Origin of the sequence: Paracoccus maritimus (assembly GCF_025195095.1) — a bacterium.
Lineage (GTDB): Bacteria > Pseudomonadota > Alphaproteobacteria > Rhodobacterales > Rhodobacteraceae > Paracoccus > Paracoccus maritimus.
The window spans coordinates 86,134-109,287 of sequence record NZ_JANAVZ010000001.1 but is presented as its reverse complement, the minus strand read 5'-3'; the positions used below and the strand labels follow the sequence as shown (position 1 = coordinate 109,287).

The window sequence follows — 23,154 nt, the reverse complement described above, 5'->3', positions numbered from 1 at the left end:
GGTACGACCCCTTCATACGGTTCGTGGTGTCGGATCAGCTGTTGACGCTGTCCTTCAGGGCCTTGGCGACGGTGACCTTGACCTGCTTGTCAGCCGGCTTGGTCATCATTTCCTGGGTCTGCGGGTTGCGCACCTGACGCTCGGGGCGGGCGCGGCAGGCGATCTTGCCGATGCCGGGCAGGGTGACGGCGCCGCCGTTCGCGACTTCACGGGTCACAACCGAAGCGATAGCGTCAAGGGCAGCCGATGCCGACTTCTTGTCCGAGCCCATCTCTTCGGCCAGCGTGGCCACCAGTTGGGTCTTGGTCATCGGTTTTGCGGAAGGCGTAGCCATAGTCTCTGTCTCCTCTTGCCCTGCTCTTTTATGGGCCCATCAATTGCGCCTTTTGCGGCATATCGCCTGCTACACACGGTTTTGACCGGCAGATCAAGCATTTTTCGCGAATCGCGCGAATTGCCGCGATTCGGCGCGCACTTGACGTTGCGTCAAAGAAAGGCTGTTTCGCTGAACGACCGCAATTTGCGCGAATGGATCCGTTCCAGCGGCATTTCGCGCAATTTCTCCATCGCCCTGATGCCGATCAGCAGATGGTTGGCGACCTGCGTCCGGTAGAAATCCGTGGCCATGCCGGGCAGCTTCAGTTCGCCGTGCAAGGGCTTGTCGCTGACGCATAGCAATGTGCCATAGGGGACCCGGAAACGGAACCCGTTCGCCGCGATGGTCGCGCTTTCCATGTCCAATGCAACGGCGCGCGACAGCGACAGCCGATGCACCGGTCCGGACTGGTCGCGCAACTCCCAGTTGCGGTTGTCGATCGTGGCGACGGTCCCGGTCCGCATGATCCGCTTCAACTCGTAGCCGTCCAGCTGGGTGACCTCGGCAACGGCTTCCTGCAGGGCCACCTGCACCTCGGCCAGTGCCGGGATCGGGACCCAGACCGGCAGATCGTCGTCCAGGACGTGATCTTCGCGCAGATAGGCATGCGCCAGCACGAAATCGCCAAGACTTTGCGAATTCCGCAGCCCCGCGCAGTGGCCGACCATCAGCCACGCATGCGGACGCAGCACCGCGATATGATCGGTCGCGGTCTTCGCATTGGACGGCCCCACGCCGATATTGACCAGCGTGATACCCTGCCCGGCCTCGCGTTTCAGGTGATATGCGGGCATCTGCGGCATCTTCGGCAGCGGCGTCAGCGGATCCTCGGCGTCAGTGATCTGCTGATTTCCGGGCGCGACAAAGCCGGTATAGCCCAAGGCGGGATCGGCCAGCGCACGGCGGGCGAAGGCCTCGAACTCGTCCACATAGAACTGATAGTTGGTGAACAGGACGAAGTTCTGGAAATGCTCGGCGGCGGTCGCGGTATAGTGCTGCAGCCGCGCCAGGGAATAATCGACCCGCTGCGCGGTAAAGGCCGCAAGGTGCTGCGCACCGTCGGACAGCGGCGCGGCCACGCCGTTGACGATGTCGTCGTTCATGGTGTTCAGATCGGGTACGTCGAACACGTCACGCAGCGAAAAATCCAGAACACCTTCCTGCGGCACCGCCAGATCGCTTTGCGCGGCGACGGCGAAATGCACCGGCATCGGCGTCTCGCTGGGACCGACGGTCACCGGCACGGCGTGATTGCGGATCAGCAGGCCGAACTGTTCGGTCAGGTAATTCTCGAACAGGTCTGGGCGAGTGATCGTCGCCGCATAGCTGCCCGGTGCCACCACATGACCAAAGGACAGCCGCGAATCGACCTGTGGATGGCTGGCCACCGTCAGGCGCAATTCCGGGTAATAGGCGCGATAGCGGGCGCGCGGCTGTTCGCCGTCGATCAGCCGGGTGAAATGCGCCAGCAGAAAATCGGTCGACTCGGCATAAAGCTGCCGCAACCGGGCGACGGCTTCGCGCGCGTCGGTGAACTGTTCGCGCGCCGAGGGTTCGGGCGTCTCGACCGGCAGGAACCGGGAATCCATGTCCATTCTATCGTCATCCTTCTGATGGCGCGAATCCTGCCAGTGCGGCGGCCCGCAGGCAAGCATCTGGTGCCCGACGATCAGTCCCGTTACGTTGCCGTCATGAACATGCTGATCCTGGGTCACGGCTATTCCGCGGGGTTCTTGACGCCGCTTCTGATCGCGCAAGGCTGGACCGTCACCGGCACCACGCGCAGCGATGCCGCACGGGTCGCTGCTGCAGGTGCGACGCCGATCGTCTGGCCGGGTCAGGACGACGCCGTGCGCGCCGCCATCGCACGCGCCGACGCGATCCTGATCTCGGCCGCGCCGGGCGAGAACGGCGATCCCGTTCTGGCCGCCTTCTCGGATGAACTGTCTTGCGGCACGCCGCAATGGCTGGGCTATCTTTCCACGACCGGGGTCTATGGCGACGCGGGCGGTGGCTGGGTCGACGAGACGACGCCCCCCGCGCCGTCCACATCACGTGGCCGCGCCCGCGTCGCGGCCGAGGTTGCGTGGCAGGATCTGGCCCGTGCCCACGATCTGCCGCTGCACATCTTCCGGCTGGCCGGCATCTACGGCCCGGGTCGCGGTCCCTTCGCCAAGCTGCGTAGTGGAACGGCGCAGCGCGTCATCAAACCCGGACAAGTCTTTTCGCGCATTCATGCCGAGGATATCGCACAGGTGCTGCTGGCCTCGATCAAGGCGCCGAATCCGGGGGCGATCTATAATCTGTGCGACGATCAGCCCGCACCGCCGCAGGACATCATCGCCTGCGCGGCCGAGATGTTGGCGGTGCCCGTCCCGCCAGCGGTTGATTTCGAGAAGGCCGATCTTGGACCGATGGCGCGGTCCTTCTATGCCGACAGCAAACGGGTGCGGAACGACAGGATCAAGCGTGAACTGGGGGTCACGCTACGCTATCCCGATTATCGAAGCGCGTTGCGGGCCATCCTGGACGCCGAGCGCGCTGGATCGTGACGGCACCCACCTGCCCCGCCACGTTCGCGACGGGGCAGGGTCGGTGCCGACAGGTCGCATGGACTTTGCCGGCACGGCGTGCTTGATCTTCGGTCATGGAAACCGATGTCGATGTTCTGATCGCAGGCGGCGGGTTGAACGGCCCGACCCTGGCCCTGGCCCTGGCCAGTGCGGGGTTGCACGTTGCGGTTATCGATCCGCGCCCCGCAGATGCGCGGGCCAGCGAGGAATTCGACGGGCGTGCCTATGCGCTGGCCATCGCGTCCCAGCGCCTGCTGAAGGCGCTGGGATTGTGGGACGATGTGGCCCCGCACAGCCAGCCGATCCTTGAGGTCAAGGCGGCGCAAGGCCAACCCGGAGACGGCGCAGCCCCGTTCTTCCTGCATTTCGACAGTGCCGAGATCGAGGAAGGCCCCGTCGGGCACATGCTTGAGGACCGGTTCCTGTATCGTGCGCTTTTGACGGCGATGACAGGCCGCGTCACCCATCTTTCTGGCGTCTCGGTCACCGGACAGCAATCCGGACCTGCCACCGTGACTGCAATGCTGTCCGACGGGCGGCGGATGACCGCGCGCCTTCTGGTCGGCGCGGACGGGCGCGGATCCGGCGTCGCGACGCGGACCGGAATCGCACGGCACGGCTGGGACTACGGCCAGACCGCACTGGTCGCGGCCATTGACCACGACCTGCCGCATCATGGCATCGCCCAGCAATATTTCATGCCGACCGGCCCGCTGGCGATTCTGCCTCTGCCGGGGAATCGCAGCAGCGTCGTCTGGTCGGAAACCGATGACAACGCCAAGGCGATCGCCGCCCTTCCTGACAGCGCCTTTCTGGACGTGCTGCGTCCTCGCTTTGGCGACTATCTGGGCGGGATCGGTCTCGCCGGGCAGCGATTCTCGTATCCGCTCAGCCTGTCGCTGGCCGAAACCTATGTCGCACCACGCATCGCCCTGGTTGGCGATGCCGCCCACGGCGTGCATCCGATCGCCGGCCAGGGGCTGAATCTTGGATTGCGCGATGTCGCCGCGCTGGCCGAAACGCTGGTCGACGCCGCGCGCCGGGGCGAGGATATCGGCGCGGATCCGGTGCTAGAGCGATATCAGGGCTGGCGTCGCTTCGACGCGACCTCGCTGGCGCTGGGAATGGACGCGGTGAACAGCCTGTTCGGCAACGACAACCCGCTGCTGCGCGCGGCACGCGGTCTGGGTATGGGCGCGGTGACCGCGGTGCCCGCGTTGCGGCGCGGTTTCATGCGCCAGGCGGCCGGGCTGGCGGTGGATCCTATGCCAAGACTGCTTGCCGGCCGGGCTTTGTGAAGGCAACCCAAAGCTGATCTTAATCAAGTCGAAGGTCACAAGGGTTGATCTTGGGGCTTGTGATCGTCACGTTCCCGGTGCAGCGCAAGCGGACAGACATGCCGTCTTGAAGGCGCGCAGATCGACCGAAAGCACCTGAACACGGGTGCCATCCGGATCACCGGCTGAAGCCGCCACGTTCCGATCCGGTCAGGTCAATCCCGTCCGTGCGACCACGCGCAGCGTCGGACCCTTTCCGGTCCGCACATGAAAATCGCATTCCAAGGAGGAATACCGTCATGAACGTCATGCACCACGAGACACAGTTCGCGGCGCAGGACATCTATCCTACCCGCCTGCCCGACCAGGAAAAAAGCACCCCGCGCGTTGATCCGGTGATCTGGTCCGACTGGTCCGAATCTGCCCCGATCAGCCGCGATGAGGCGCGAAGCTATGAAGACAAGGGCTATCTGATCCGGCGGAATCTGTTCAGCCCGGATGAAGTCCGCAAGCTGATCGACGCCTCGGCCGAGATCCGTGCCGATGCCTCGTCCATCAGGACCGAGGATCTGGTCACCGAACCGGGCACGGATGCCGTCCGCACCGTCTTTCGGCTGGACGACCACAGCGACGTGTTCGCACGTCTGGCCCGCGATGCGCGGCTGGCGGACACCGCGCGCTTCCTGCTGGGGGACGAGGTCTATCTGCATCAAAGCCGCCTGAACTACAAACCCGGCTTCACGGGGAAAGAGTTCTATTGGCATTCGGATTTCGAAACATGGCACGCCGAAGACGGCATGCCCCGGATGCGCGCCGTGTCGGCCTCGGTCCTGCTGACCGACAATTCCGCGCTGAACGGTCCGCTGATGCTGATCCCCGGTTCGCACCGGCACTTCATCGCCTGCAAGGGCGAGACGCCCGACGACAACCACAAGTCCAGCCTGAAGAAGCAGGAAATCGGTGTGCCATCGTCGGCGATCCTGGAACGCCTGGCCGAGGAAAGCGGCCTTGACGCCGCGACTGGACCCGCCGGCACGGTGATCTTTTTCGAGTGCAACACGCTGCACGCATCGAACGGCAACGTGACCCCGTTCCCGCGCTCGAACGCGTTCTTCGTCTATAACGCGGTGTCGAACGCGGTTCAGGCGCCGTTCGCCGCACCGAAACCGCGCCCGGCCTTCCTATCGCATCGCGGCAGGGTCCGTGCTCTGGACGTGCGGCGCGACCGGCTGGCCTGAAACGTCATGGCGGCGCCCGATGGGCGCCGCTTTCAGCCACGGACGGCAGCGACCTAGGCCTGCTGCGGGTCCAGCGTGACCGACCAAAGTTCCTGATCGGCGCGATCCATCAACCGCACGGTCATCTGTTCCGTCGCGCCGTCGATATCGACCAGCCCGAAGAACTGCATCCCGGCCGAAGGCGGCAGGTTCACCTGCCCGTCGGCAGGGGCCTTCACGAACTTGACCTCGGGTCCGAAGGTCATGTCCAGATCGTTCGGGCCGAACGTCCCGGCATGCAGCGGCCCCGACACGAATTCCCAGAACGGATCGAATTCCTGAAAGCTTGCACGGTCGGGATGGTATTCATGCGCGGCGGTGTAATGCACATCGGCGGTCAGCCACACCGTGTTGCGAATGGCCTCGTCGCGGATGAAACGCAGAAGCTGCGCGAATTCCAGTTCGCGACCCTTGGGCGCCGCGTTGTCGCCATTCGCGACCGCCTCGACGAACTTCTGATCCTCGGACACCTTGTCCCAGACGCACAGACCGATCGGCATATCACAGGCGATGACCTTCCAGGTGGCGTTCGAGGATTTCAGTGCGGATTTCAGCCAGTCCATCTGCGCCCTGCCCAGAACCTGCGACTGGGCCGTGACCTCATTTTCCATGCCCTCGCTATTGGCGCCGCGATAGCTGCGCAGATCGAGGAAGAAGATGTCCAGCAGCGGACCATAGGCGATCTTGCGATAGACGCGGCCGGGTTCCGACGGAGAATAGCTGATCGGCGTCATTTCGTGGAAGGCACGCTGCGCGCGGGCGGTCAGCAGCGCCACGGATTTTTCCGTATAGCGATCGTCGCCGGTCAGGTCCTTGCCGGGTGACCAGTTGTTGACCACCTCGTGGTCATCCCACTGGAACAGGGTCGGAACCATGGCCGACATGGCCTGCGCGTGCCGGTCCATCTGGTTGTATTTCCACCGGCCGCGGAATTCGTCCAGCGTTTCTGCGACTTTGCGCACCTCATCGGTCAGGACCGTGTTGCGCCAGATGCCGCCCTCGATCTCGACCTCATCCTGCATCGGGCCGTCGGCATAGATCGTGTCGCCCGAATGGATGAAGAAGTCCGGCTGATGCGCGGCCATCGTCGCATAGGTCCGCATCCCTTCGTCGTCGATCCCCCAGCCCTGTCCGGCGGTGTCGCCCGACCAGACGAAACGGATGTCGCGGCGGGTGGTCGGCGCGGCGCGGAACCGGCCAACGACCGGTTCGCTGCGGGCGTTGCTGTCGGACAGATCGGTGGCGGTCAGGCGATAGAAAACGGTCTGATCGCCCTCGATCCCCTCGAGCATCGCCTTGACGGCGTAGTCGCTTTCGGGAAGCGCGTTCAGCGCGGCGACCTGGCGGGCATTCTGGAAGCCTTCATTCGTGGCGACCTCGACCGCGATCCGGGCCGGGCGGTCGGCGCGGGTCCAGACCATGCCGCCCTGCGCTGTGATATCGCCCGACTGCACACCATGGGTAAAGACCGGTCGCGACGACGCCCGGCTGATCGCCGGCATGGCCAGGATCGAGGTCGTGGCCAGCCCGGACATCAGCAGGCTGCGGCGAGTCATTCGGGGACGGATGAGGGTCATGCGTCTGGCTCCTGTCGGCTGGATACTGACCGCAGGGATAGGCATGAAACGTGACCGAACGGCGTCAGCAACGCGGCAGTTTCGTGACCATCGCGCGACGGGCGACAGGACCGTGGGCGTGCGTGATCCGCCAAAGGCCCGGATCAGCCGGAACCCTCACACCCGCGAGAGCGTTCGCGCCCGGTGCCATCCGCCAGACGTGATGTGCACTGTGAAACGAAAAGGATATGATCGGCGCCATGAACAGACGCAAATTCGCCCTCGCGCCCGCCGCCGCCTTCGTTCTCAGCCTCGGGCTGGCCTTTCCGGCCATGGCCGAAAAGATCCCGCTGAACGAAATATCTCGCTATCTCAACAGCCTGACGACAGCGACATCCGAATTCACACAGGTGAACCCGGATGGGACGATCTCGACCGGGACGGTCTATATCCGCAGGCCCGGACGGGTGCGGTTCGAATACAACAACGACAAGACTCTGGTCGTCGCCTCGGGCGGGAACGTGACCGTGGTGGACCCCAAATCGAATGGCGGGCCGCAAAGCTATCCGCTATCCAAGACGCCGCTTTCGATCATCCTCGCGCGCAATGTCGATCTGGGCCGTGCGAACATGGTGACGGGATACACCGAGGCCAAGAATTCGACCGTGGTGACGGCGCAGGATCCCGCGCACCCGGAATACGGCAATATCCAGATGGTGTTCACCAACCCGACCGAACTGCGCCAGTGGATCGTTACAGACGACAGCGGCCAGAAAACCACCGTCATCCTTGGCGACATGCGCAAGGGCGCCTCGATCCCCGATTCGAAATTCGTCCTGCGATAGGCGTCAATCAGCCGGGCTATTCATCAGCCCGGCTGATACGATGTATCACGACAGCACTCTTGACCTTTTCGTGACATGATCGCAACGCTGTGACGTTACGTTGCCGCACGGGATCATGTCATGTCCACCAATGCCCGCCTGTTCACGCCGGTCCTGATCGGCGGTTCGCTGATCCTGCTGATCAACTTCGCGCTGCGCGCCAGTTTCGGGGTCTTCCAGATCCCCATCGGCGAGGAATTCGGCTGGCCACGTGCAGAATTCAGCCTGGCAATCGCGATCCAGAACCTTGCCTGGGGCATCGGTCAGCCGATCTTCGGGGCATTCGCGGAACGCTGGGGTGATCGTTGGGCGGTCATCCTGGGCGCGATCCTGTATTCCGCCGGCCTGATCCTGACAGCCTTCGCGACCACCCCCGCCACGATGCAACTGCTGGAGGTGATGGTCGGATTCGGCATCGCGGGGACCGGCTTCGGCGTGATCCTGGCCGTGGTCGGCCGCGCCGCCAGCGACGAGAACCGCAGCCTGGCATTGGGAATCGCCACCGCCGCCGGGTCGGCGGGTCAGGTCTTCGGTGCCCCGCTGGCCGAGGTGCTGCTGGCATTCTATTCGTGGCAGGCGGTCTTCGTGATCTTCGGCGCGATCGTCCTGACGACGCTGCTGTTCCTGCCGATGCTGGGCGGCGGCAAACCCGCCACGCGGTCCGAGCTTGAAGAAAGCATGGGCAGCGTGCTGCGGCGCGCCTTTCGCGACCCGTCCTACATGATGATCTTCGTGGGCTTCTTTTCCTGCGGCTATCAGCTTGGGTTCATCACCGCGCATTTCCCGGCGATGATCACCGAGATGTGCGGCCCGATCAGCCCTCTGGGCACGCTGGCCTCGATCGGGATCACCACCACTTCTGCGCTGGGGGCCATCGCCATCAGCCTGATTGGGCTTGCGAATATCGCAGGCTCGATCCTGTCGGGGTGGCTGGGTAAGCGCTATACCAAGAAATACCTGCTGGCTGGCATCTATACCCTGCGGACCATCGCATCGGCGGCGTTCATCCTGACCCCGATCACGCCCGCGACGGTGATCGTGTTTTCGCTGGTGATGGGCGCCCTGTGGCTGGCCACGGTCCCGCTGACCTCGGGGCTGGTCGCGCATATCTACGGCCTGCGCTACATGGGCACGCTTTATGGCTTCGTGTTTCTGTCGCATCAGATCGGATCGTTCCTTGGTGTCTGGCTGGGCGGGGCACTGTATGACGCCTATGGCAACTACACGGCGGTCTGGTGGGTCGGTGTCGGCGTCGGCGCATTCTCGGCCCTGATCCATCTGCCAGTCCGCGAGGAACCCAGCCGTCTGCCCGCCGCCGCCTGAACCGCCCGCCGCGACCGTCGCACAGCCGCGGTTTGACCTTTCCGCGCCACCACCCTAGCGTCCGGCGCGCAGGATACGGGGACCGGACATGACAGACACGACCAGACGCCATCCGCGCGAACATGCCATGGCGATCCGCTATCAACAGCGCTCGGCCGAGGTGAAGGCGCTGCAACGGCAATGCTATGCGCTGGCCACGCTGCGGCTGCGAATGGCGGTGGACGCCGCTGGCGGTCAGGGCGCGGGGCTGGCTGTCGTCAGCGACATCGACGAAACGATCCTCGACAACACGGCGATCATGGCGCACGCGATGACCCATCAGGGCGACAATGTCGAAACCTGGAAGCTGTGGGAACGCGAGGGTGACCCGCATCTGATCCCCGGTGCTGCCGATTTCTTTCACCTCGCAGACCGGCTGGGGGTGACGATCTTCTATGTCTCGGACCGTTTCGACGAAAACAAGCTGGCCACGATCGCCACGCTGTCCAGCCTTGGCTTGCCGCAGGTCAGCGCCGATCATGTCCAGCTTTTCGGCCCGCCCAAGGCCGAACGCCGCGCCGCCATCGAACGCGATCACCGCATCATCCTGCATCTTGGCGACACTTTGCACGATTTTCACGGCGCCTTCGCAGGCATCGGCCTGGAAGATCAGCACCGCTTGGCCGAGGAACATTCCGACCGTTTCGGCGACGACTGGATCGTGTTCCCGAACGCGGCCCACGGCACCTGGATGGAGGCCGAGATCCGGCCGTGGACCGCGCCGGTCAGCGACCCGGCCTGAGCGCGATGTTCCTGACCGGCTTCAGGCGGCGACATCCATGATGTGCCGGGCTGTCATCAGGTCCAGATGCGCGCCGCCGCCGTTCTTGGCCACGGTGATCTGGTCTTGCGATTGCCGCACATAGCGCCCCGAGGCGATGTCATAGAAATCCGCGACGATGTCGGCTTCGGTGATGACGCCACGATCCAGGGGTATCTGGATCTCTCCGATATGGCCGATGGTGGTCTTGCGGCTGTCCACGAAGATCCGGGCGCGGCGCAGAACCTCGTCATCGACCTCGCGCATGTCCGGCCGATAGGCGCCGATCAGGTCAAGATGCGTGCCGGGTTTCAGCCAGCCGCCCTGAATCACGGGCTCGCGGGCCATCGTCGTCGTCGCGATCAGATCCGCCTGACCGACCGCGCCGCGCAGATCGTCGGTTGCGCTGGCCCTCATCCGGTCTGCCAGATCGGTCGCGGCACTGGCGGTCCGATTCCAGATCGTCACCTCGATCCCGGGAAACGCCGCGCGATAGGCCGATATCATCGAGGCGGCCACCCTGCCGGCCCCGACGACCAACGCCCGTTGCGGATTTTCGGGCGCCAGAAGCCGCGCCGACAGAAGGCTGTCCCCAGCCGTCTTCCATCTGGTCACCAGGTGAAAGTCGATAATCGCCTGCAACTGGCCGGTGGAATCGTCGAACAGGTTGACCGCGCCGTTCACCATCGGCAGATCCCGGTCCGGATTTCCGGGAAACACCGTCGCCGGCTTGACCGCCAGACCAAGCCCGTCAATCCATGCCGAACGCGTCAGCAGCGTATCCTTGCCGCGATACAGGAGGCTGTCGGCAATCTCGGCCTGCGGCAGCCGATGTCCTTCGGCCAGCGCATCGGTCAGCGCCATCCAATCCAGCTGTGATTCGATCTCGGCTCCGATCAGGCGGGGGGGCATGGCGGCTCCTTGGATTGCTGATCGGGTCAGACTAGGGACGGCAAACCCTCGCCGCAAGCCACGCGTGGAACCCGCGGCGATGCAGGCCGCAAATGCCGGCTGGAACCCTGAGGACTGCCGCAATAGGCTGTTGTCTCGTCAGGCTGGAAGGCCGGACCAAGGCAGAAAAGGCCGGATTGGGGACGCGATGCAGATATTGCTGGTTGGGGCCGGTCTTTCCGGTGCGGTAATCGGGCGCAAACTGGCCGAGGCGGGACATTCCTGCCGGATCATCGACGCGCGCAGCCATATCGGCGGCAACTGCCACACCGAACGCGACGCGGATACCGGCGTCATGATGCATGTCTATGGCCCGCATATCTTCCACACGGATGATCAAGAGGTCTGGAACTATGTCAACGGCTTCGCCGAATTCCTGCCGTTCCAGAACCGGGTCAAGTCCACGACGCAGGGCGCCGTCTATTCGCTGCCGATCAACCTGCTGACCATCAACCAGTTCTTCGGCAAGACGATGCGTCCCGACGAAGCCCGCGATTTCATCGCCGGACAGGCCGACCGGACCATCGAGGACCCGCAGAACTTCGAGGAACAGGCGCTGCGCTTTGTCGGACGCGACCTGTATGAGGCGTTCTTCAAGGGCTATACCGAGAAGCAATGGGGCTGCGCGCCGACCGAACTGCCGGCCTCGATCCTCAAGCGCCTGCCGGTGCGCTTCAACTACGACGACAACTACTTCTTCCACCGGTTCCAGGGCATGCCCAAGGACGGCTATACGCCGATGATCGCGGCGATCATGGACCATCCGAATATCACGGTCCAGCTGGACACACCCTATTCCGCCGACATGACAGCGACGGTCGATCACGTCTTCTGGTCGGGTCCGCTGGACGGGTTCTTCGGCTATGATCTGGGCCGGCTGGGGTATCGCACGCTGGATTTCGAACGCTTCACCCATGACGGCGACTATCAGGGCTGTGCGGTGATGAACTATGGCGACCGCGATGTGCCATGGACCCGGATCACCGAGCACAAGCATTTCAGCCCGTGGGAGATCCATGACGGCAGTGTCTGCTATCGCGAATACAGCCGGGCGGCGGGGCCACAGGACATTCCCTATTATCCGATCCGGCTGGTCAAGGAAAAGGCGCTGCTGGCGGACTACATCGCCCGCGCCAGGGCCACCGAAGGCGTCACCTTCGTCGGCCGGCTGGGAACCTATCGCTATCTCGACATGGATGTGACCATCCGCGAGGCCATGGATACCGCAGACGCGTTCCTGAATTGCGCACGGCGCGGCACCGCGCCGCCCGCCTTCGTCACCTCGCCGGACTAGCCGGGCAAGTCATTCCAGATGGCTGGCAATGGAACGGGCCAGCGCAAAGGCCCGCTGTTCCAGGATCACCGGCGTCTCGCAGACATAGGTCAGCGATTGCTGGCGTTCGGTGAAGATTCGCTGATCCCAGTCCAGCGCCCGTTCCTCGGCGTCGATGGCATCGAAGTCGGGATCCTCTGACTGTTCCATGCGCACCATCTCGGCGCGCCGATCCTCGATCATCTTCGACAGATCCACCTGCTTGCGGCCATAGCGGGCAATGCCGTCGATCAGCGCACTGCGGTCGGGTTCGATCCGGTCGAAGATCGCCTGCATCAGCGCGGTCAGGCGTGCATTGTCGGCATCGCCGGCAAATTCGGCGATGATCTTGTCGGCTTCTTCCAGCGGCAGTCGCCGCTGTTCCAGACGGTCGGCCAGCGCGGCGATCTGCGGATCCCGGGCAAGTTCGGCAGTCTGCGCATCCGGCACCGGCCCCGCCCACATCTGCCCCAGCGACAGATGCGGCTGCTTGCGCTGGATGCAGGGCCAGGTCGGGTCGGTGCCGCTGGCCGACAGCGCCGGGCCGGCCGCCATCATCAGGATCAGCACGAGTATCGGTTTCATCCTCCCCCCTTTCTGCGGGCCCAAAGCCCCTTGGCCGGATCATACATGAACACCGCCGCCCCAAAGAACCCCGCCAAACATCCTAGAACCACGGCCAGCGACAGCCAGTTCACCTGCGCATACAGCGCGAAACGGATCAGCTCGACCGCATGGGTAAAGGGATTGATCGCGCAGATGTCGTGCAACAGGGTCGAGCTTTCGCGCATCCGCCACAGCGGATACAGCGCCGAGGACGCGAAGAACATCGGGAAGATGACGAAGTTCATGACACCGGCGAAATTTTCCAGCTGCCGGATCGCCGATGACAGGAACAACCCCATCGCCCCCAGCATCAGCCCGGCCAGGATCAGGGCGGGCAGCACCGTCAGATAGCCGATCGCAGGCGGCCTGATACCCCAGAACCAGGCGATTGCCAGAAAGGTGAAGACCTGAATGATCGACACCACGACACCCGCCACCAGCTTCGACGCCAGCAGGAACCAGCGTGGAAACGGGCTGACCAGCAGCGTCCGCATGGCGCCGGTTTCGCGGTCATAGACCATCGACAACGATGACTGCATCCCGTTGAAAAGCTGGATCATCGCGACAAGGCCCGGCGTGACATAAACCTCGTAGAGGACATAGGTCTGATAGGGCGGCGTGATCGACAGGCCCAGCACGGCGCGAAAGCCGGCCGCGAAGATGAACAGCCAGACCAGCGGCCGGACCAGCGCGGCAAGAAACCGGCCACGCTGGTTGACGAAGCGCAGGGTTTCGCGACGGGCGATGCCGAGAAAGGCGGTGATCCATGCGCGGGGCGGAAATGGGATATCACTCATGCCGGCGCAACCCCGGTCAGATCCAGGAATGCCTGGGTCAGTCCCTTGCCTCTGGCGATCTCGGACGCGCGATCACGGCGCAGGACCTGCCCTTCGTGCAGGATCACCAGATCGTCGTCGGGCTGGATTTCATCCATGATATGGGTGGCCCACAATGCTGAAACGCCGTTCTCGGCGATCAGCCTGCGGGTCAGCGCCAGAACCTCGGCGCGGGATTTCACGTCCAGGCCCACCGTGGCCTCGTCCAGCAGCAGGATGTCGGGGCGGTGGATCAGGGCGCGGGCGATCTCGGCCCGGCGCTGCTGGCCACCCGACAGCGCGCTGATCCTGTCACCGGCCTTTTCCGACAGCCCGACCTGGCCCAGCACCTCGGCGATGCGGTCTGACGCGTCACGCCGCCCGATCCCATGCAGGCTGGCATGGTAGGCAAGGTTCTGGCGCACCGTCAGGTCGGCGTCCATCGCCCGGCTCTGGAACACCACCCCCAACCGCGCCAACGCCTGCGACGGCTTGCGGCGCAGATCGTACCCCGCCACGCGGATCGCGCCCGAACTGTTGTCATATAGCCGCGTGACAAGCGAAAAAAGCGTCGTCTTGCCAGCGCCGTTCACACCCAGCAGGGCCGTGAATCGGCCGGGCGGCACATTCAGAGTCACATTCTTCAGCGCCTGAACGCGGCCGAAGCTGTGGCTGACATCGTCGATGGCAAGCGCATCTGTTGTCATCCGGTCGGTAAGGCCATGCGGCCTCGCCTTTTCCTCCAAATACAGTTTACGTCGTCCGGCGCTGTTGTCTGCGCCGTCGATCCGGGTTGGGATCGACGCGAAAATCGGTGTCCGCCGGGCGGTGGGTGGCCCCGTCCGCTACTGGATGTTGAACACCGCCTGCAGCGTATCGCCGGACGATCCCGGCACGGACAGGGTATAGCGTCCAGGCACGATTGCAATGAAGCTCATGGTGGCGGTGCCCGCATCGTCGAATTCAAGGCTGTGCACACCTACCGGCCGCACCTCGATATCGTTGATGACGATCTCGTTCACCCAGACCGACCGGAAGAAATCTCCGCCGGACAAGGCCAGTTCCTGGCTGCCGTCGGCATTGATGTCGATGCGGTAATAGCCACCCGATTTCAGCGTGTATTCGCCGCCCGAGACAGGCTGCCCCGCAGCCAGCGTCAACGGAGCCAGATCGCTGCGGTTGTCACGGTCCAGAAGACCTGCGAAACCGTAATCGAACTTGCCCTTGGCGTCATATACGCCCGCATCGTCGCCGCCGGCGTCCTCCTCATCATCGTCGTCGTCGTCATCTTCTTCCCCGGCCATCGCCTCGTCTGCAGAAGCCTCGGTCGCGGCGTCATCGCCGGCGCCGCTTTCCTGTGCGAAGACGGGCGAGGACAGTCCGGTGGTCAGCATCAGGATCGCCAGCAGGCGTGTCAGATCATTGGTCATGTCGTTCCTCCTTATTGGTATGTCAGTCCGGTGCGACCACAACGCCCCAGGGCTGCTGGCCGACGGGGATGGATTTCACCACCTCTTCCTCGGCCACGTCGATGACCGAGACATCGTTGGAATTGCCGTTGGTCGTAAACAGGTATCGTTCGTCCGGTGTGAACGCCATCTGCCAGACCCGCTGCCCGACCAGCAGATAGTCCCTTACCTCGTCGGTCTCGCCGTCGATCACGGCCACGCGGTTCGCGGGTCCAAGTGCCACGAACACCTTCTTGCCGTCACTGGTCACGCGCACCCCGACCGGCTGGATCGCCTCGGGCAGAACGCCGGGGATCTCGAATTCGATCTTATGGGCGATCTGCTGGGTCGATGGGTCGATCACGCTGACCGTGCCGCCGATTTCCGAACTGACATACAGCTTGCTGCCGTCATGATTGTATTCGGCAAATCGCGGACGGCTGTCCACCAGGACGTTGGCGACGATCTCGAAGCTGTCGCTGTCGATGAAATGCGCCATGTTGGTCGTTTCCGAGGTGTTGATCACCACTTGGCCATCGGGGCTGACGCCCATGCCTTCGGGTTCGACGCCCACCGGAATTTCGGCCAGCACCTCGTGCGTTTTGGTATCCACCACAGTCACAAGATTGTCGTCCTCGTTCGCGACGTAAAGCGGGTTGCCCGATGGATGCAGGACGAACAGTTCCGGGTCCGGCCCCGAGGGCAGGGTATGCATTTCTTCCATGGTTTCGGGGTCGAACACGCGCACGAGGTTGTCATCGGACGCGCAGACATACAGCTCGGAACCGTCGGGACTGATGGTGATGCCACGCGGGCGGTTGCCGACGGGATAGGTGCCGATCACTTCCAGCGTCTCGCTGTCCAGAACGGTCACGTCGTTGCCTTTTTCATTGCTGACGAAGACACGGTTGGCCAGCGCAGGTGCAGCGGCAAGGCAAAGGGTCAGGGTAAGCAGATGTTTCATGTCGCCTCTCGGAACTTGCATTCGGTTTCAGGGCGGTCGATCCCCAGCGTATCCAGTTGACTTATCTGGTGCAGGAACTGCTCTTGCGGGCTGACCGATGCGGTCAGCTTGCCGGTGGTCAGCAGGATCGGCTGGCGAACCTGATGGTCCCAGTCGCGCAGCGTCAGTTTCTGACCCTTGAACCCGGCCACTTCAAACTGTTCGGACAACATGAATTCGCGCAGCGTCTGCGGATCGGCGGACTGGGTGCGTGTCGCGGCCTCGCCGATCATGCGCAGCGCCAGCCATGTCTGATAATCGGGTTCGCGGATCGGACGGTTGGCCAGTTCCTCGAAGCGGTTCTGGAACTGCGAGGCGCCCCAAGCTTCCATCGCCGGATGCCAGCTGCGCGGGACCAGCCCGGCAGATCCGGTCACCGGGCGGGGATCCCAGACCTGATACGGCAGGTAAGACGCGAATACATCGGCTTCGTCGGCGGCGACGACCACGTCGTGGTCCTCGGCCCGCTGGGTGAAGACGGGCATCTGCTTCTGGACCTGAACATGGCCCGAATCCGTGCGCCGGGCGCCGCCGGTATCTTCGTAGACCCGATCCTCGACGATTCTGGCGCCGAATTTCGTGGCCGCGCGGCGATAAGCGTCGGCCAGCGCGGTGTCCGCAGGATGGCTGCCTTCGATCAGGAACCAGCGCGGCCAGTTCTTCCACATCAGGAACTGCGCCAGCGCGTCGGCCAGCATCGCATTGCTGGGCGCCACGTGGATCGTGTTGAAGCGGCAATCCGTGCCGCGCAGATTGTCGCCGCGCGCCATCGCGTTAAGGATCATCGCCCGATCGCCGGCCTGGTCTGCCAAGGCCAAGGTGGTCGCGTCGTCCGCCAACACCACGATGAACTGGATCCCGTCCTCGATCAGCCGGTCCAGTTCGGCGCCTGCGCTGCCCGGATCAGTGGCGATCTCTTCGGCCTCGAAGTCCTGGTTCATGAACCGGCCGGTGGTGTCGTTGTCCTCGATCGCCAGCCGCGCGCCCGCGAAGGCCAGATCCTCGGGTGGCAGATCCAGCCGCGAGATCGGCGGCAGGCCGGGATCATCCACCCGCAGCACAGCGGCCCGGATCACCGCCACCTCGGGCTGCTGCTGCGCGGCTGCCGGCACGGCGCACAGCCAGACACCAGCCAAAAGTACTATGATTCTCTTGAACATTTTCTCGCTCCCCGACAATCATGTTGAGTGTGCGAAAGCCCTTGGGCAACCCGGTTATTATTCCCGGCGTGACCGGGAAAGTTTGGTTCAGTCTTTGGTCTTATGGACGCCCCGGCGATGACCGGGGCATGGTTTGATGAAAGGTGCGGAACCCGGCTTTGGCGGGGTCATGCGCATGAAGCGACCAGACTGAAGCCGGAGGGAAACGGGACGATGAAACGCAAACTGCTTGCCGTGATTGTGGGAACCGCCTTGGCGCTGGCCGGTGCGGCCCAGGCCCATGGTCCCTCACGCCAGAAGGTCGAGATGACGCAAGTCCTGAACGCGACGCCCGACGAGGTATGGCAGGCGATCGGTAAATTTGACGACATGAGCTGGCATCCCGTTGTCGCGTCGACCGAGATGACACCAGATGGTGCACCCGCCGACATCCCCGACGAATCCACCCGCATCCTGCATCTGAAAGCCGAATCCGGCGATCCGACCATCACCGAACATCTGATCGGCTGGAGCCCGGAAAAGCGGATGTACAAATACATGATCACCGATGTCGCGGTCGAGGTTCTGCCGGTGACGAACTATTCCTCGACCCTTCAGGTCAAGGACAAAGACGGCAAGGCCGAGGTGATCTGGAAGGCCGGGTTCTATCGCGGCTTTCCGAATAACGACCCGCCGGCAGAACTGAACGACGAGGCCGCGATTGCGGCGGTCACGGGCGTGTATCAGGCGGGAATGGATGCGCTTGCGGAAAAATTCGGCAAGGCCGAATAAAGGCGTGCCGCTTCGCGCGACCCTTGTCGCCGCCCTGGTCGCTGGATCATGCTGGCTGTCCCCGGCAACCGCCGGGGACCTTGCATTCGTGACGTCGCAGAACGGCAACATGGTGTCGATCATCGACTTGTCCGACAACGGAATAATTGCGCAGACTGCGCTGCAGGATGCGCCCGCGCCCGTCGCCTATGACCCTCGGGCCGGCAGGGCTTATGTCATCGCCGCGGATACCGGACGGCTGAGCGTGATCGACGAAGCAGGTCGGATCACCGCCACGCGCGATCTGGGCGAAGGTGCTTTCGGCATCGCGACCGCGCCCGATGGCGGGCTGTTCGTGACGGATTGGTTCGAGGCAAAATTGACCCGGCTGAGTCGCGACCTGACAACGCTGTGGCGCGTCGATACCGGCAATTCCCCGGCCGGGGTCGCTGTCAGCGCCGCGGGTGATCTTGTCGCAACGGCGGATCGTGACGATAACGCGGTCAGTATCTTCGATGCCACGACCGGGCGTCTGCTGCGAAAGATCGCCACTGCAGGCGCGCATCCCTTTGCCGTCACATTTCATGATGGTCGCCTGTGGACCGCGGATGTGCAGGGCGACGTGGTGTCGGTCATCGACCCGATCACGGGCAAGCTGATCGGACAAGTGCCGACAGGCAGCCACCCTTATGGTGTCGCCTTTGCGGGCGGACGCGGTTTCGTCACCAATCAGTATGCGGGCACATTGACTGTGTTCGATGCCAAGACGCTGGCGGTTCAGGCCGAGATCGACATCGGCGATTATCCCGAAGGAATCGCCACCCTGCCCGACGATAGCGGCGTCGTGGTCGCCAACTGGGATTCGGATACGGTCGAGGTGGTGGACGCCGAAAGCCTGACCATTCGCGCCCGGATTGACGTGCCTGCGGGACCGCGCGCGTTCGGCGCGTTCACGGGGCGACAGGTTCCGCAGTGACCAGATCGGACCCAAGCGCATCCTGCCATTCGTCGGTGCCGCCCGGAAACCACTTCACGCCGGTATAGCCCATGGCGACCGCACGGCGCGCGGCATTCCAGCTCATCCAGCAATCGGCGCGGCAGAAGATTACCACAGGCGCAGCAGGATCGCCCGACGTCGCGTCGTGCAGCCCATCGCGCAGCCGCGCCTCCTCGTCTGCGGACAATCGTTGATAGCCAGTGTCCCACAGCCAGATCGCTGCGGGGATCGTCTTGTGTCGGGGTTCGCGCCAGATCGTTCCTTCGGGCAGGCCCGCGGGCTTCGTGGTCCGGGGATACACATCGACGAAGGCGACCCCGTCGGCATGCAATTCAACCGCGCGTTCGGCGTCGATGACCTCTGCGCCGGACAACGTTGCGGGGACGGGCGCGTTATAGGGCTCGCCCCGATATTCCTGCGGTTCGGGCACTTGCGCCAAGGCCCGTCCCGACATCGCGGCCACCAGAACCAGGGCAGCCGCGATCCGGTTCATTCCAGTATCGCCTTGCCATAGTCATCGACCAGAGGCACCCCCGCCTCGCGCAGGGTCTGGTTGATGTCGTCCTGATGGCGACGAATGAGGCTGTTCAGCTGCCGTTTCCATTCCTGCTCGCCCAGGCGAACGCCCATGGTGATGCGATAGAACATCTTTGGCCCGGCAGTTTCCTTCAAAAGCGGTGTGAACTGCAGATCCGGGTCATCCTTGATCCGCGGTCCCGCCAGAGGGCCCCACAACACGGCAGCATCCAGCGATCCATCGCGCACGCCGTCGATCAGCCCGCCAATCGGGTCCTTCACACGCCGGTCCACGAACAGGTCCGCGCCGCGCATGTCCTTGGCCAGTCCCGCACGCGCCATGATCGTGGCAGGCGGGCTGCCCGCGATCACGCCAATCGGGTGATCCTTCAGCGCCGGATCGCCAATATGGTCCACCGACGCAAGCGGGCTGTCCTTGCGGGTCACGATGCCGAAGATCGAGGTGTAGTAATGATTGGTGTTCTGCACCAGTTCGTCGCCCTGAGCATAACCCATCACCACATCGCAGGTCCCTGCGCGCAACGTCCGGGTGATGAAACCCATGCCAGAGGGAAACCAGCTATAGGTCACAGGCAGGTCCAGCCACTCGCCGAACCTTTCGGCCAGCTTGTTCTCGAACCCCGTCCCGTCGCGCGTGGACATCGGCGCGTTGGCCGGATCGGCGCAGACCCTGAATTGCGTTGTCGAACGCAGGTCGGCGACCTGCGCGACAGCCGAACCCGCCGCACAAGTTGCCATCATGACTGTCAGGATTAGTCCTCGCATTACATCACATCGACATACAGGAATCTTCCTGCTCTGCGAACGCATCGGTCTTCGGACCCTTCTTGGCCGGACGGCCGCGCGGCAGCGCATCGGTCCCGCGCGCCAGAAGATAGGCGTAGATGTCGTCGATATAGCACCACACATTCTTATTGGTGCCAAAAGCCGGCATGACCTGGTTTTGCGACGCGTTCACCTGTTGCTTGCCGGAGGCGACGACCTGCTGGAAGTCATAGTAATCCATCCGCAGCACGGATTCCTTCAAGGCCGGCGCGTAGGTCGACCCCTCGCCATCCGGTCCGTGACAGACATGGCATTCGGCCGAATAGCGGCGATATCCGTTGAAGGTCGCGAAATCGACGGTCCCGTCTTCGTCGATCTTGTAGGTCGGAATGCCGTCCGCCGTGTACCAGCGGCCATTTTCCTCGTAATCGGGTGTGATATCCGTGCCGTTCGGAAGGGTTGTCTGACCTTCGGCCATCTCGGTTGCGGCGCCGTCCTGCGCTGCGGCGTCCGCGCCATCTTCGGCGGACTGTTCATTCGCGGCGGCGTTTCCCGACACGGCCGCGGCAGCGCCTGCCCCCGCATCTGCCGGGGGTGTCTGGTCCGTCGTCGCGGTCTGTCCAAGGGCTGCACCGCCCAGAGACGCCCCCAGGACCAGCGCCGCAAGGCTGGTGATGGCTTTCATGCTGTCTTCCTCCCAAGATCCAACTTACCCGTCCTCCGCAGGTAAAATCACCCCAAGACTACTCTTGGGGTGATCCTTGCACAGCCATGCTGCGCGATAACGGAACGAAAGTATTAGCCGCTGGACGCGTCTTCGCCTGCAGCGTCCTCGGCCGGGGCGGCTGCAACGTCGCCCGGAAGCTCGAACACCGTCAGCTGTCCGCCCAGTTCGGTATAATCCGACAGGGACGCATAGCCGCCGACCGCACCAAGCCCGTCATTCGGGTTGGTCAGACCGGCTGCCAGACCGATCCCGGCCCAGCCCCCGACGCCCGACAAGATCCCGACATACTGCTTGCCGTTCGTCTCGTAGGTCATCACGTTGCCGATGATGCCGGACGGGGTCTTGAAGCGATACAGCTCGTCCCCGGTTTCGGCGTCAACCGCCTTCAGATAGCCTTCCAGCGTGCCGTAGAACACCACGCCGCCAGCCGTCGCCAGCGCGCCGGACCAGACCGAGAACTGTTCGGGCAGCGACCACTTGATTTCGCCGTTGACGTTGTCCCAGGCAATGAAGTTGCCCATGCCGCCATGGCTGTCGGGTGCAGGATACATCGACAGCGTCGCACCGACATAGGGCTGACCTGCCGTGTAGGCCACGCGGAACGGTTCATAGTCCATGCAAACATGGTTGGTCGGCACATAGAACAGTTGGGTATCCGGCGAATAGGCCGCCGGTTGCTGGTCCTTGGACCCCAGCGCGGCGGGGCAGATGCCCGTCGTGTTGGTGTCTTCGCCATTCTGTGCGGTCGAATATTCGGCGACCACGGCCGGGCGGCCATAGGTGTCAGAGTTCGGGTCCATATCGACACCGGTGGTCCAGTTCACCGCCGGATCGTACTTCTCGGCCACCAGCAGCTCGCCGGTTTCGCGGTCCAGGGTATAGCCTAGGCCGTTACGGTCGAAATGGGTCAGCAGCTTGCGCGGAGTGCCGTCGATTTCCTGATCGGTCAGGATCATCTCGTTCACGCCGTCAAAGTCCCATTCGTCATGGGGCGTCATCTGGTAGAACCACTTGGCCATGCCGGTATCGGCGTCGCGGGCCATGATGGTCATCGACCATTTGTTGTCGCCGGGACGCTGCGACGGGTTCCAGGTCGAGGGGTTGCCGGTGCCGTAATAGATCAGGTTCAGTTCCGGATCATAGGAATACCAGCCCCAGGTGGTGCCGCCACCGATCTTCCACTGGTCGCCTTCCCAGCTGTTCAGGCTGCTGTCGGCGCCGATGGGCTTGCCCAGATGCATGGTGTTTTCGGGATCGACCAGCATTTCCTCGTCCGGGCCGGTCGAATAGGCTTTCCATGCCTCGGACCCGTCGGACAGGTTATAGGCCGTGACGCGGCCACGAACGCCGTATTCACCGCCGGAAACCCCGACGATCACCTTGTCCTTCACCGGCAGCACAGTGGCGGTGTTGGTCTCGCCGATGGCGGGATCGCCGGTCTTGACCTTCCATTTCTCTTCGCCGGTCTTGGCATCCAGCGCGACCAGCGTGGTGTCGGCCTGGTGCGTCAGGATCATGCCATCGGCATAGGCGACGCCGCGATAGACCGTGTCACAGCACATGACCGCGATCACCTCGGGATCCTGCTGCGGCTCATAGCGCCACAGGATCTTGCCGTCATTGGCCAGGTCCAGCGCGAAGATGTTGTTGGGGAACGGCGTGTGCACATACATCACGTCGCCGATCACCAGCGGGCTGCCTTCGTGGCCGCGCAGCACACCGGTCGAGAACGTCCATGCGACACGAAGATCGCCGACATTCTCCTTGTTGATCTGATCCAGCTTGGAATAGCGCGTGTTGGCATAGTCCCCAGTCTGGATCGCCCATTGTTCGGGCTTGCCGATCTCGGTCATGACGCTTTCGTTCGCGTAGGCCGTACCGGTCAGAAGCAGCGCGACGGCCGCGCTGTTCAGCAGATGTTTCATGAAGTGCTCCTCCGCCATTGGCTCATGCGCTGCGGTTTCCTCCTCCCGCAGCTGTCCATGAGATCAGTCTTGGATGAGCGCCGCCGTGGGTCA

The 23,154-nt window shown here is 63.5% G+C and carries 23 protein-coding genes; 9 read left to right on the top strand and 14 right to left on the bottom strand.

The window, feature by feature from the left end; all coding sequences use genetic code 11:
- Nucleotides 1–34: 34 nt before the first annotated feature.
- Entirely contained in the window at nt 35–334 is a 300-nt protein-coding gene (locus MU516_RS00545; RefSeq protein ID WP_209054900.1) for an HU family DNA-binding protein, read from the bottom strand.
- A gap of 152 nt (nt 335–486) precedes the next feature.
- Nucleotides 487–1,971, bottom strand: a complete 1,485-nt coding sequence (locus MU516_RS00540; RefSeq protein ID WP_260275271.1) for an AMP nucleosidase — start codon at nt 1,969–1,971, stop codon at nt 487–489.
- Nucleotides 1,972–2,067: 96 nt separating this feature from the next.
- Between MU516_RS00540 and MU516_RS00535 the strand changes: the two genes are divergently transcribed.
- The 3 genes from MU516_RS00535 (at nt 2,068) to thpD (ending at nt 5,464) form a co-directional block, all read left to right on the top strand.
- On the top strand, nt 2,068–2,928 hold the full coding sequence (locus MU516_RS00535) for an SDR family oxidoreductase (protein WP_260275716.1): 861 nt from the start codon (nt 2,068–2,070) through the stop codon (nt 2,926–2,928).
- Nucleotides 2,929–3,023: 95 nt separating this feature from the next.
- Nucleotides 3,024–4,247 (top strand): FAD-dependent monooxygenase, encoded by a 1,224-nt coding sequence (locus tag MU516_RS00530; RefSeq protein WP_260275270.1) that lies wholly within the window; start codon nt 3,024–3,026, stop codon nt 4,245–4,247.
- A 278-nt stretch (nt 4,248–4,525) separates the two neighbouring features.
- Nucleotides 4,526–5,464: an ectoine hydroxylase gene (thpD, locus tag MU516_RS00525; RefSeq protein ID WP_260275269.1), complete on the top strand. Its 939-nt coding sequence runs from the start codon at nt 4,526–4,528 to the stop codon at nt 5,462–5,464.
- A gap of 53 nt (nt 5,465–5,517) precedes the next feature.
- On the opposite strand, the gene MU516_RS00520 is transcribed toward thpD, so the two are convergent.
- Nucleotides 5,518–7,080: an alkaline phosphatase D family protein gene (locus MU516_RS00520; RefSeq protein ID WP_260275268.1), complete on the bottom strand. Its 1,563-nt coding sequence runs from the start codon at nt 7,078–7,080 to the stop codon at nt 5,518–5,520.
- A 239-nt stretch (nt 7,081–7,319) separates the two neighbouring features.
- Between MU516_RS00520 and MU516_RS00515 the strand changes: the two genes are divergently transcribed.
- The 3 genes from MU516_RS00515 (at nt 7,320) to MU516_RS00505 (ending at nt 10,047) form a co-directional block, all read left to right on the top strand.
- Nucleotides 7,320–7,904, top strand: coding sequence for a LolA family protein (locus MU516_RS00515; protein WP_260275267.1), 585 nt, complete (start codon nt 7,320–7,322; stop codon nt 7,902–7,904).
- A 120-nt stretch (nt 7,905–8,024) separates the two neighbouring features.
- Complete coding sequence (locus MU516_RS00510) at nt 8,025–9,266, top strand: MFS transporter (RefSeq protein ID WP_260275266.1); 1,242 nt, start codon at nt 8,025–8,027, stop codon at nt 9,264–9,266.
- 88 nt (nt 9,267–9,354) lie between these two features.
- Nucleotides 9,355–10,047 (top strand): 5'-nucleotidase, lipoprotein e(P4) family, encoded by a 693-nt coding sequence (locus MU516_RS00505; RefSeq protein ID WP_260275265.1) that lies wholly within the window; start codon nt 9,355–9,357, stop codon nt 10,045–10,047.
- 21 nt (nt 10,048–10,068) lie between these two features.
- Here the strand turns inward: MU516_RS00505 and MU516_RS00500 are convergent, their stop codons facing one another.
- The gene (locus MU516_RS00500) at nt 10,069–10,977 is read right to left on the bottom strand and encodes an ornithine cyclodeaminase family protein (protein WP_260275264.1); all 909 of its coding nucleotides are present in this window, start codon (nt 10,975–10,977) and stop codon (nt 10,069–10,071) included.
- Nucleotides 10,978–11,164: 187 nt separating this feature from the next.
- Here MU516_RS00500 and glf point away from each other — a divergent pair, with 187 nt between their 5' ends.
- A complete protein-coding gene (gene glf / locus MU516_RS00495) occupies nt 11,165–12,310 on the top strand; it encodes a UDP-galactopyranose mutase (RefSeq protein ID WP_260275263.1) in 1,146 nt (381 codons plus the stop codon).
- A 9-nt stretch (nt 12,311–12,319) separates the two neighbouring features.
- On the opposite strand, the gene MU516_RS00490 is transcribed toward glf, so the two are convergent.
- The 6 genes from MU516_RS00490 to MU516_RS00465 all read right to left on the bottom strand — a co-directional run bounded on the left by MU516_RS00490 (nt 12,320) and on the right by MU516_RS00465 (nt 17,360).
- Nucleotides 12,320–12,913 (bottom strand): hypothetical protein, encoded by a 594-nt coding sequence (locus MU516_RS00490; protein WP_260275262.1) that lies wholly within the window; start codon nt 12,911–12,913, stop codon nt 12,320–12,322.
- Nucleotides 12,910–13,731: an ABC transporter permease gene (locus MU516_RS00485; RefSeq protein ID WP_260275261.1), complete on the bottom strand. Its 822-nt coding sequence runs from the start codon at nt 13,729–13,731 to the stop codon at nt 12,910–12,912. Before MU516_RS00485 ends, MU516_RS00490 begins: the two co-directional genes overlap by 4 nt.
- Entirely contained in the window at nt 13,728–14,456 is a 729-nt protein-coding gene (locus MU516_RS00480; protein WP_260275260.1) for an ABC transporter ATP-binding protein, read from the bottom strand. The genes MU516_RS00485 and MU516_RS00480 overlap by 4 nt, the downstream gene beginning before the upstream one ends.
- A 138-nt stretch (nt 14,457–14,594) precedes the next feature.
- The gene (locus MU516_RS00475) at nt 14,595–15,179 is read right to left on the bottom strand and encodes a cupredoxin domain-containing protein (protein ID WP_260275259.1); all 585 of its coding nucleotides are present in this window, start codon (nt 15,177–15,179) and stop codon (nt 14,595–14,597) included.
- Nucleotides 15,180–15,201: 22 nt separating this feature from the next.
- Nucleotides 15,202–16,161 (bottom strand): YVTN family beta-propeller repeat protein, encoded by a 960-nt coding sequence (locus MU516_RS00470; RefSeq protein WP_260275258.1) that lies wholly within the window; start codon nt 16,159–16,161, stop codon nt 15,202–15,204.
- Entirely contained in the window at nt 16,158–17,360 is a 1,203-nt protein-coding gene (locus MU516_RS00465) for an ABC transporter substrate-binding protein (RefSeq protein ID WP_260275257.1), read from the bottom strand. Before MU516_RS00465 ends, MU516_RS00470 begins: the two co-directional genes overlap by 4 nt.
- A gap of 213 nt (nt 17,361–17,573) precedes the next feature.
- On the opposite strand from MU516_RS00465, the gene MU516_RS00460 reads away from it, so the two are divergent.
- A complete protein-coding gene (locus MU516_RS00460; protein WP_260275256.1) occupies nt 17,574–18,131 on the top strand; it encodes an SRPBCC family protein in 558 nt (185 codons plus the stop codon).
- A gap of 88 nt (nt 18,132–18,219) precedes the next feature.
- Nucleotides 18,220–19,086 (top strand): YncE family protein, encoded by an 867-nt coding sequence (locus MU516_RS00455; protein ID WP_260275255.1) that lies wholly within the window; start codon nt 18,220–18,222, stop codon nt 19,084–19,086.
- Here the strand turns inward: MU516_RS00455 and MU516_RS00450 are convergent.
- From MU516_RS00450 to MU516_RS00435, 4 genes are all read right to left on the bottom strand, one after another.
- A complete protein-coding gene (locus MU516_RS00450; protein ID WP_260275254.1) occupies nt 19,061–19,600 on the bottom strand; it encodes a PQQ-dependent catabolism-associated CXXCW motif protein in 540 nt (179 codons plus the stop codon). The two genes, MU516_RS00455 and MU516_RS00450, sit on opposite strands and share 26 nt — an antisense overlap.
- Nucleotides 19,597–20,409 carry a quinoprotein dehydrogenase-associated putative ABC transporter substrate-binding protein gene (locus tag MU516_RS00445; protein ID WP_260275253.1) on the bottom strand — a complete coding sequence of 271 codons (813 nt, stop codon included), beginning with the start codon at nt 20,407–20,409 and terminating at the stop codon, nt 19,597–19,599. Before MU516_RS00445 ends, MU516_RS00450 begins: the two co-directional genes overlap by 4 nt.
- Nucleotides 20,410–20,413: 4 nt before the next feature.
- Nucleotides 20,414–21,094: a c-type cytochrome, methanol metabolism-related gene (locus tag MU516_RS00440; protein WP_311319084.1), complete on the bottom strand. Its 681-nt coding sequence runs from the start codon at nt 21,092–21,094 to the stop codon at nt 20,414–20,416.
- 113 nt (nt 21,095–21,207) lie between these two features.
- Nucleotides 21,208–23,061, bottom strand: coding sequence for a methanol/ethanol family PQQ-dependent dehydrogenase (locus MU516_RS00435; protein WP_260275252.1), 1,854 nt, complete (start codon nt 23,059–23,061; stop codon nt 21,208–21,210).
- Nucleotides 23,062–23,154: the final 93 nt, after the last annotated feature.

What these genes read in the sequence shown, in the direction of transcription:
- MU516_RS00545 (WP_209054900.1), bottom strand. Translation starts at nt 334, where the DNA reads ATGGCTACGCCTTCCGCAAAACCGATGACCAAGACCCAACTGGTGGCC.
- MU516_RS00540 (WP_260275271.1), bottom strand. Translation starts at nt 1,971, where the DNA reads ATGGACATGGATTCCCGGTTCCTGCCGGTCGAGACGCCCGAACCCTCG.
- MU516_RS00535 (WP_260275716.1), top strand. Translation starts at nt 2,068, where the DNA reads ATGAACATGCTGATCCTGGGTCACGGCTATTCCGCGGGGTTCTTGACG.
- MU516_RS00530 (WP_260275270.1), top strand. Translation starts at nt 3,024, where the DNA reads ATGGAAACCGATGTCGATGTTCTGATCGCAGGCGGCGGGTTGAACGGC.
- thpD (WP_260275269.1), top strand. Translation starts at nt 4,526, where the DNA reads ATGAACGTCATGCACCACGAGACACAGTTCGCGGCGCAGGACATCTAT.
- MU516_RS00520 (WP_260275268.1), bottom strand. Translation starts at nt 7,080, where the DNA reads ATGACCCTCATCCGTCCCCGAATGACTCGCCGCAGCCTGCTGATGTCC.
- MU516_RS00515 (WP_260275267.1), top strand. Translation starts at nt 7,320, where the DNA reads ATGAACAGACGCAAATTCGCCCTCGCGCCCGCCGCCGCCTTCGTTCTC.
- MU516_RS00510 (WP_260275266.1), top strand. Translation starts at nt 8,025, where the DNA reads ATGTCCACCAATGCCCGCCTGTTCACGCCGGTCCTGATCGGCGGTTCG.
- MU516_RS00505 (WP_260275265.1), top strand. Translation starts at nt 9,355, where the DNA reads ATGACAGACACGACCAGACGCCATCCGCGCGAACATGCCATGGCGATC.
- MU516_RS00500 (WP_260275264.1), bottom strand. Translation starts at nt 10,977, where the DNA reads ATGCCCCCCCGCCTGATCGGAGCCGAGATCGAATCACAGCTGGATTGG.
- glf (WP_260275263.1), top strand. Translation starts at nt 11,165, where the DNA reads ATGCAGATATTGCTGGTTGGGGCCGGTCTTTCCGGTGCGGTAATCGGG.
- MU516_RS00490 (WP_260275262.1), bottom strand. Translation starts at nt 12,913, where the DNA reads ATGAAACCGATACTCGTGCTGATCCTGATGATGGCGGCCGGCCCGGCG.
- MU516_RS00485 (WP_260275261.1), bottom strand. Translation starts at nt 13,731, where the DNA reads ATGAGTGATATCCCATTTCCGCCCCGCGCATGGATCACCGCCTTTCTC.
- MU516_RS00480 (WP_260275260.1), bottom strand. Translation starts at nt 14,456, where the DNA reads ATGACAACAGATGCGCTTGCCATCGACGATGTCAGCCACAGCTTCGGC.
- MU516_RS00475 (WP_260275259.1), bottom strand. Translation starts at nt 15,179, where the DNA reads ATGACCAATGATCTGACACGCCTGCTGGCGATCCTGATGCTGACCACC.
- MU516_RS00470 (WP_260275258.1), bottom strand. Translation starts at nt 16,161, where the DNA reads ATGAAACATCTGCTTACCCTGACCCTTTGCCTTGCCGCTGCACCTGCG.
- MU516_RS00465 (WP_260275257.1), bottom strand. Translation starts at nt 17,360, where the DNA reads ATGTTCAAGAGAATCATAGTACTTTTGGCTGGTGTCTGGCTGTGCGCC.
- MU516_RS00460 (WP_260275256.1), top strand. Translation starts at nt 17,574, where the DNA reads ATGAAACGCAAACTGCTTGCCGTGATTGTGGGAACCGCCTTGGCGCTG.
- MU516_RS00450 (WP_260275254.1), bottom strand. Translation starts at nt 19,600, where the DNA reads ATGAACCGGATCGCGGCTGCCCTGGTTCTGGTGGCCGCGATGTCGGGA.
- MU516_RS00445 (WP_260275253.1), bottom strand. Translation starts at nt 20,409, where the DNA reads ATGCGAGGACTAATCCTGACAGTCATGATGGCAACTTGTGCGGCGGGT.
- MU516_RS00440 (WP_311319084.1), bottom strand. Translation starts at nt 21,094, where the DNA reads ATGAAAGCCATCACCAGCCTTGCGGCGCTGGTCCTGGGGGCGTCTCTG.
- MU516_RS00435 (WP_260275252.1), bottom strand. Translation starts at nt 23,061, where the DNA reads ATGAAACATCTGCTGAACAGCGCGGCCGTCGCGCTGCTTCTGACCGGT.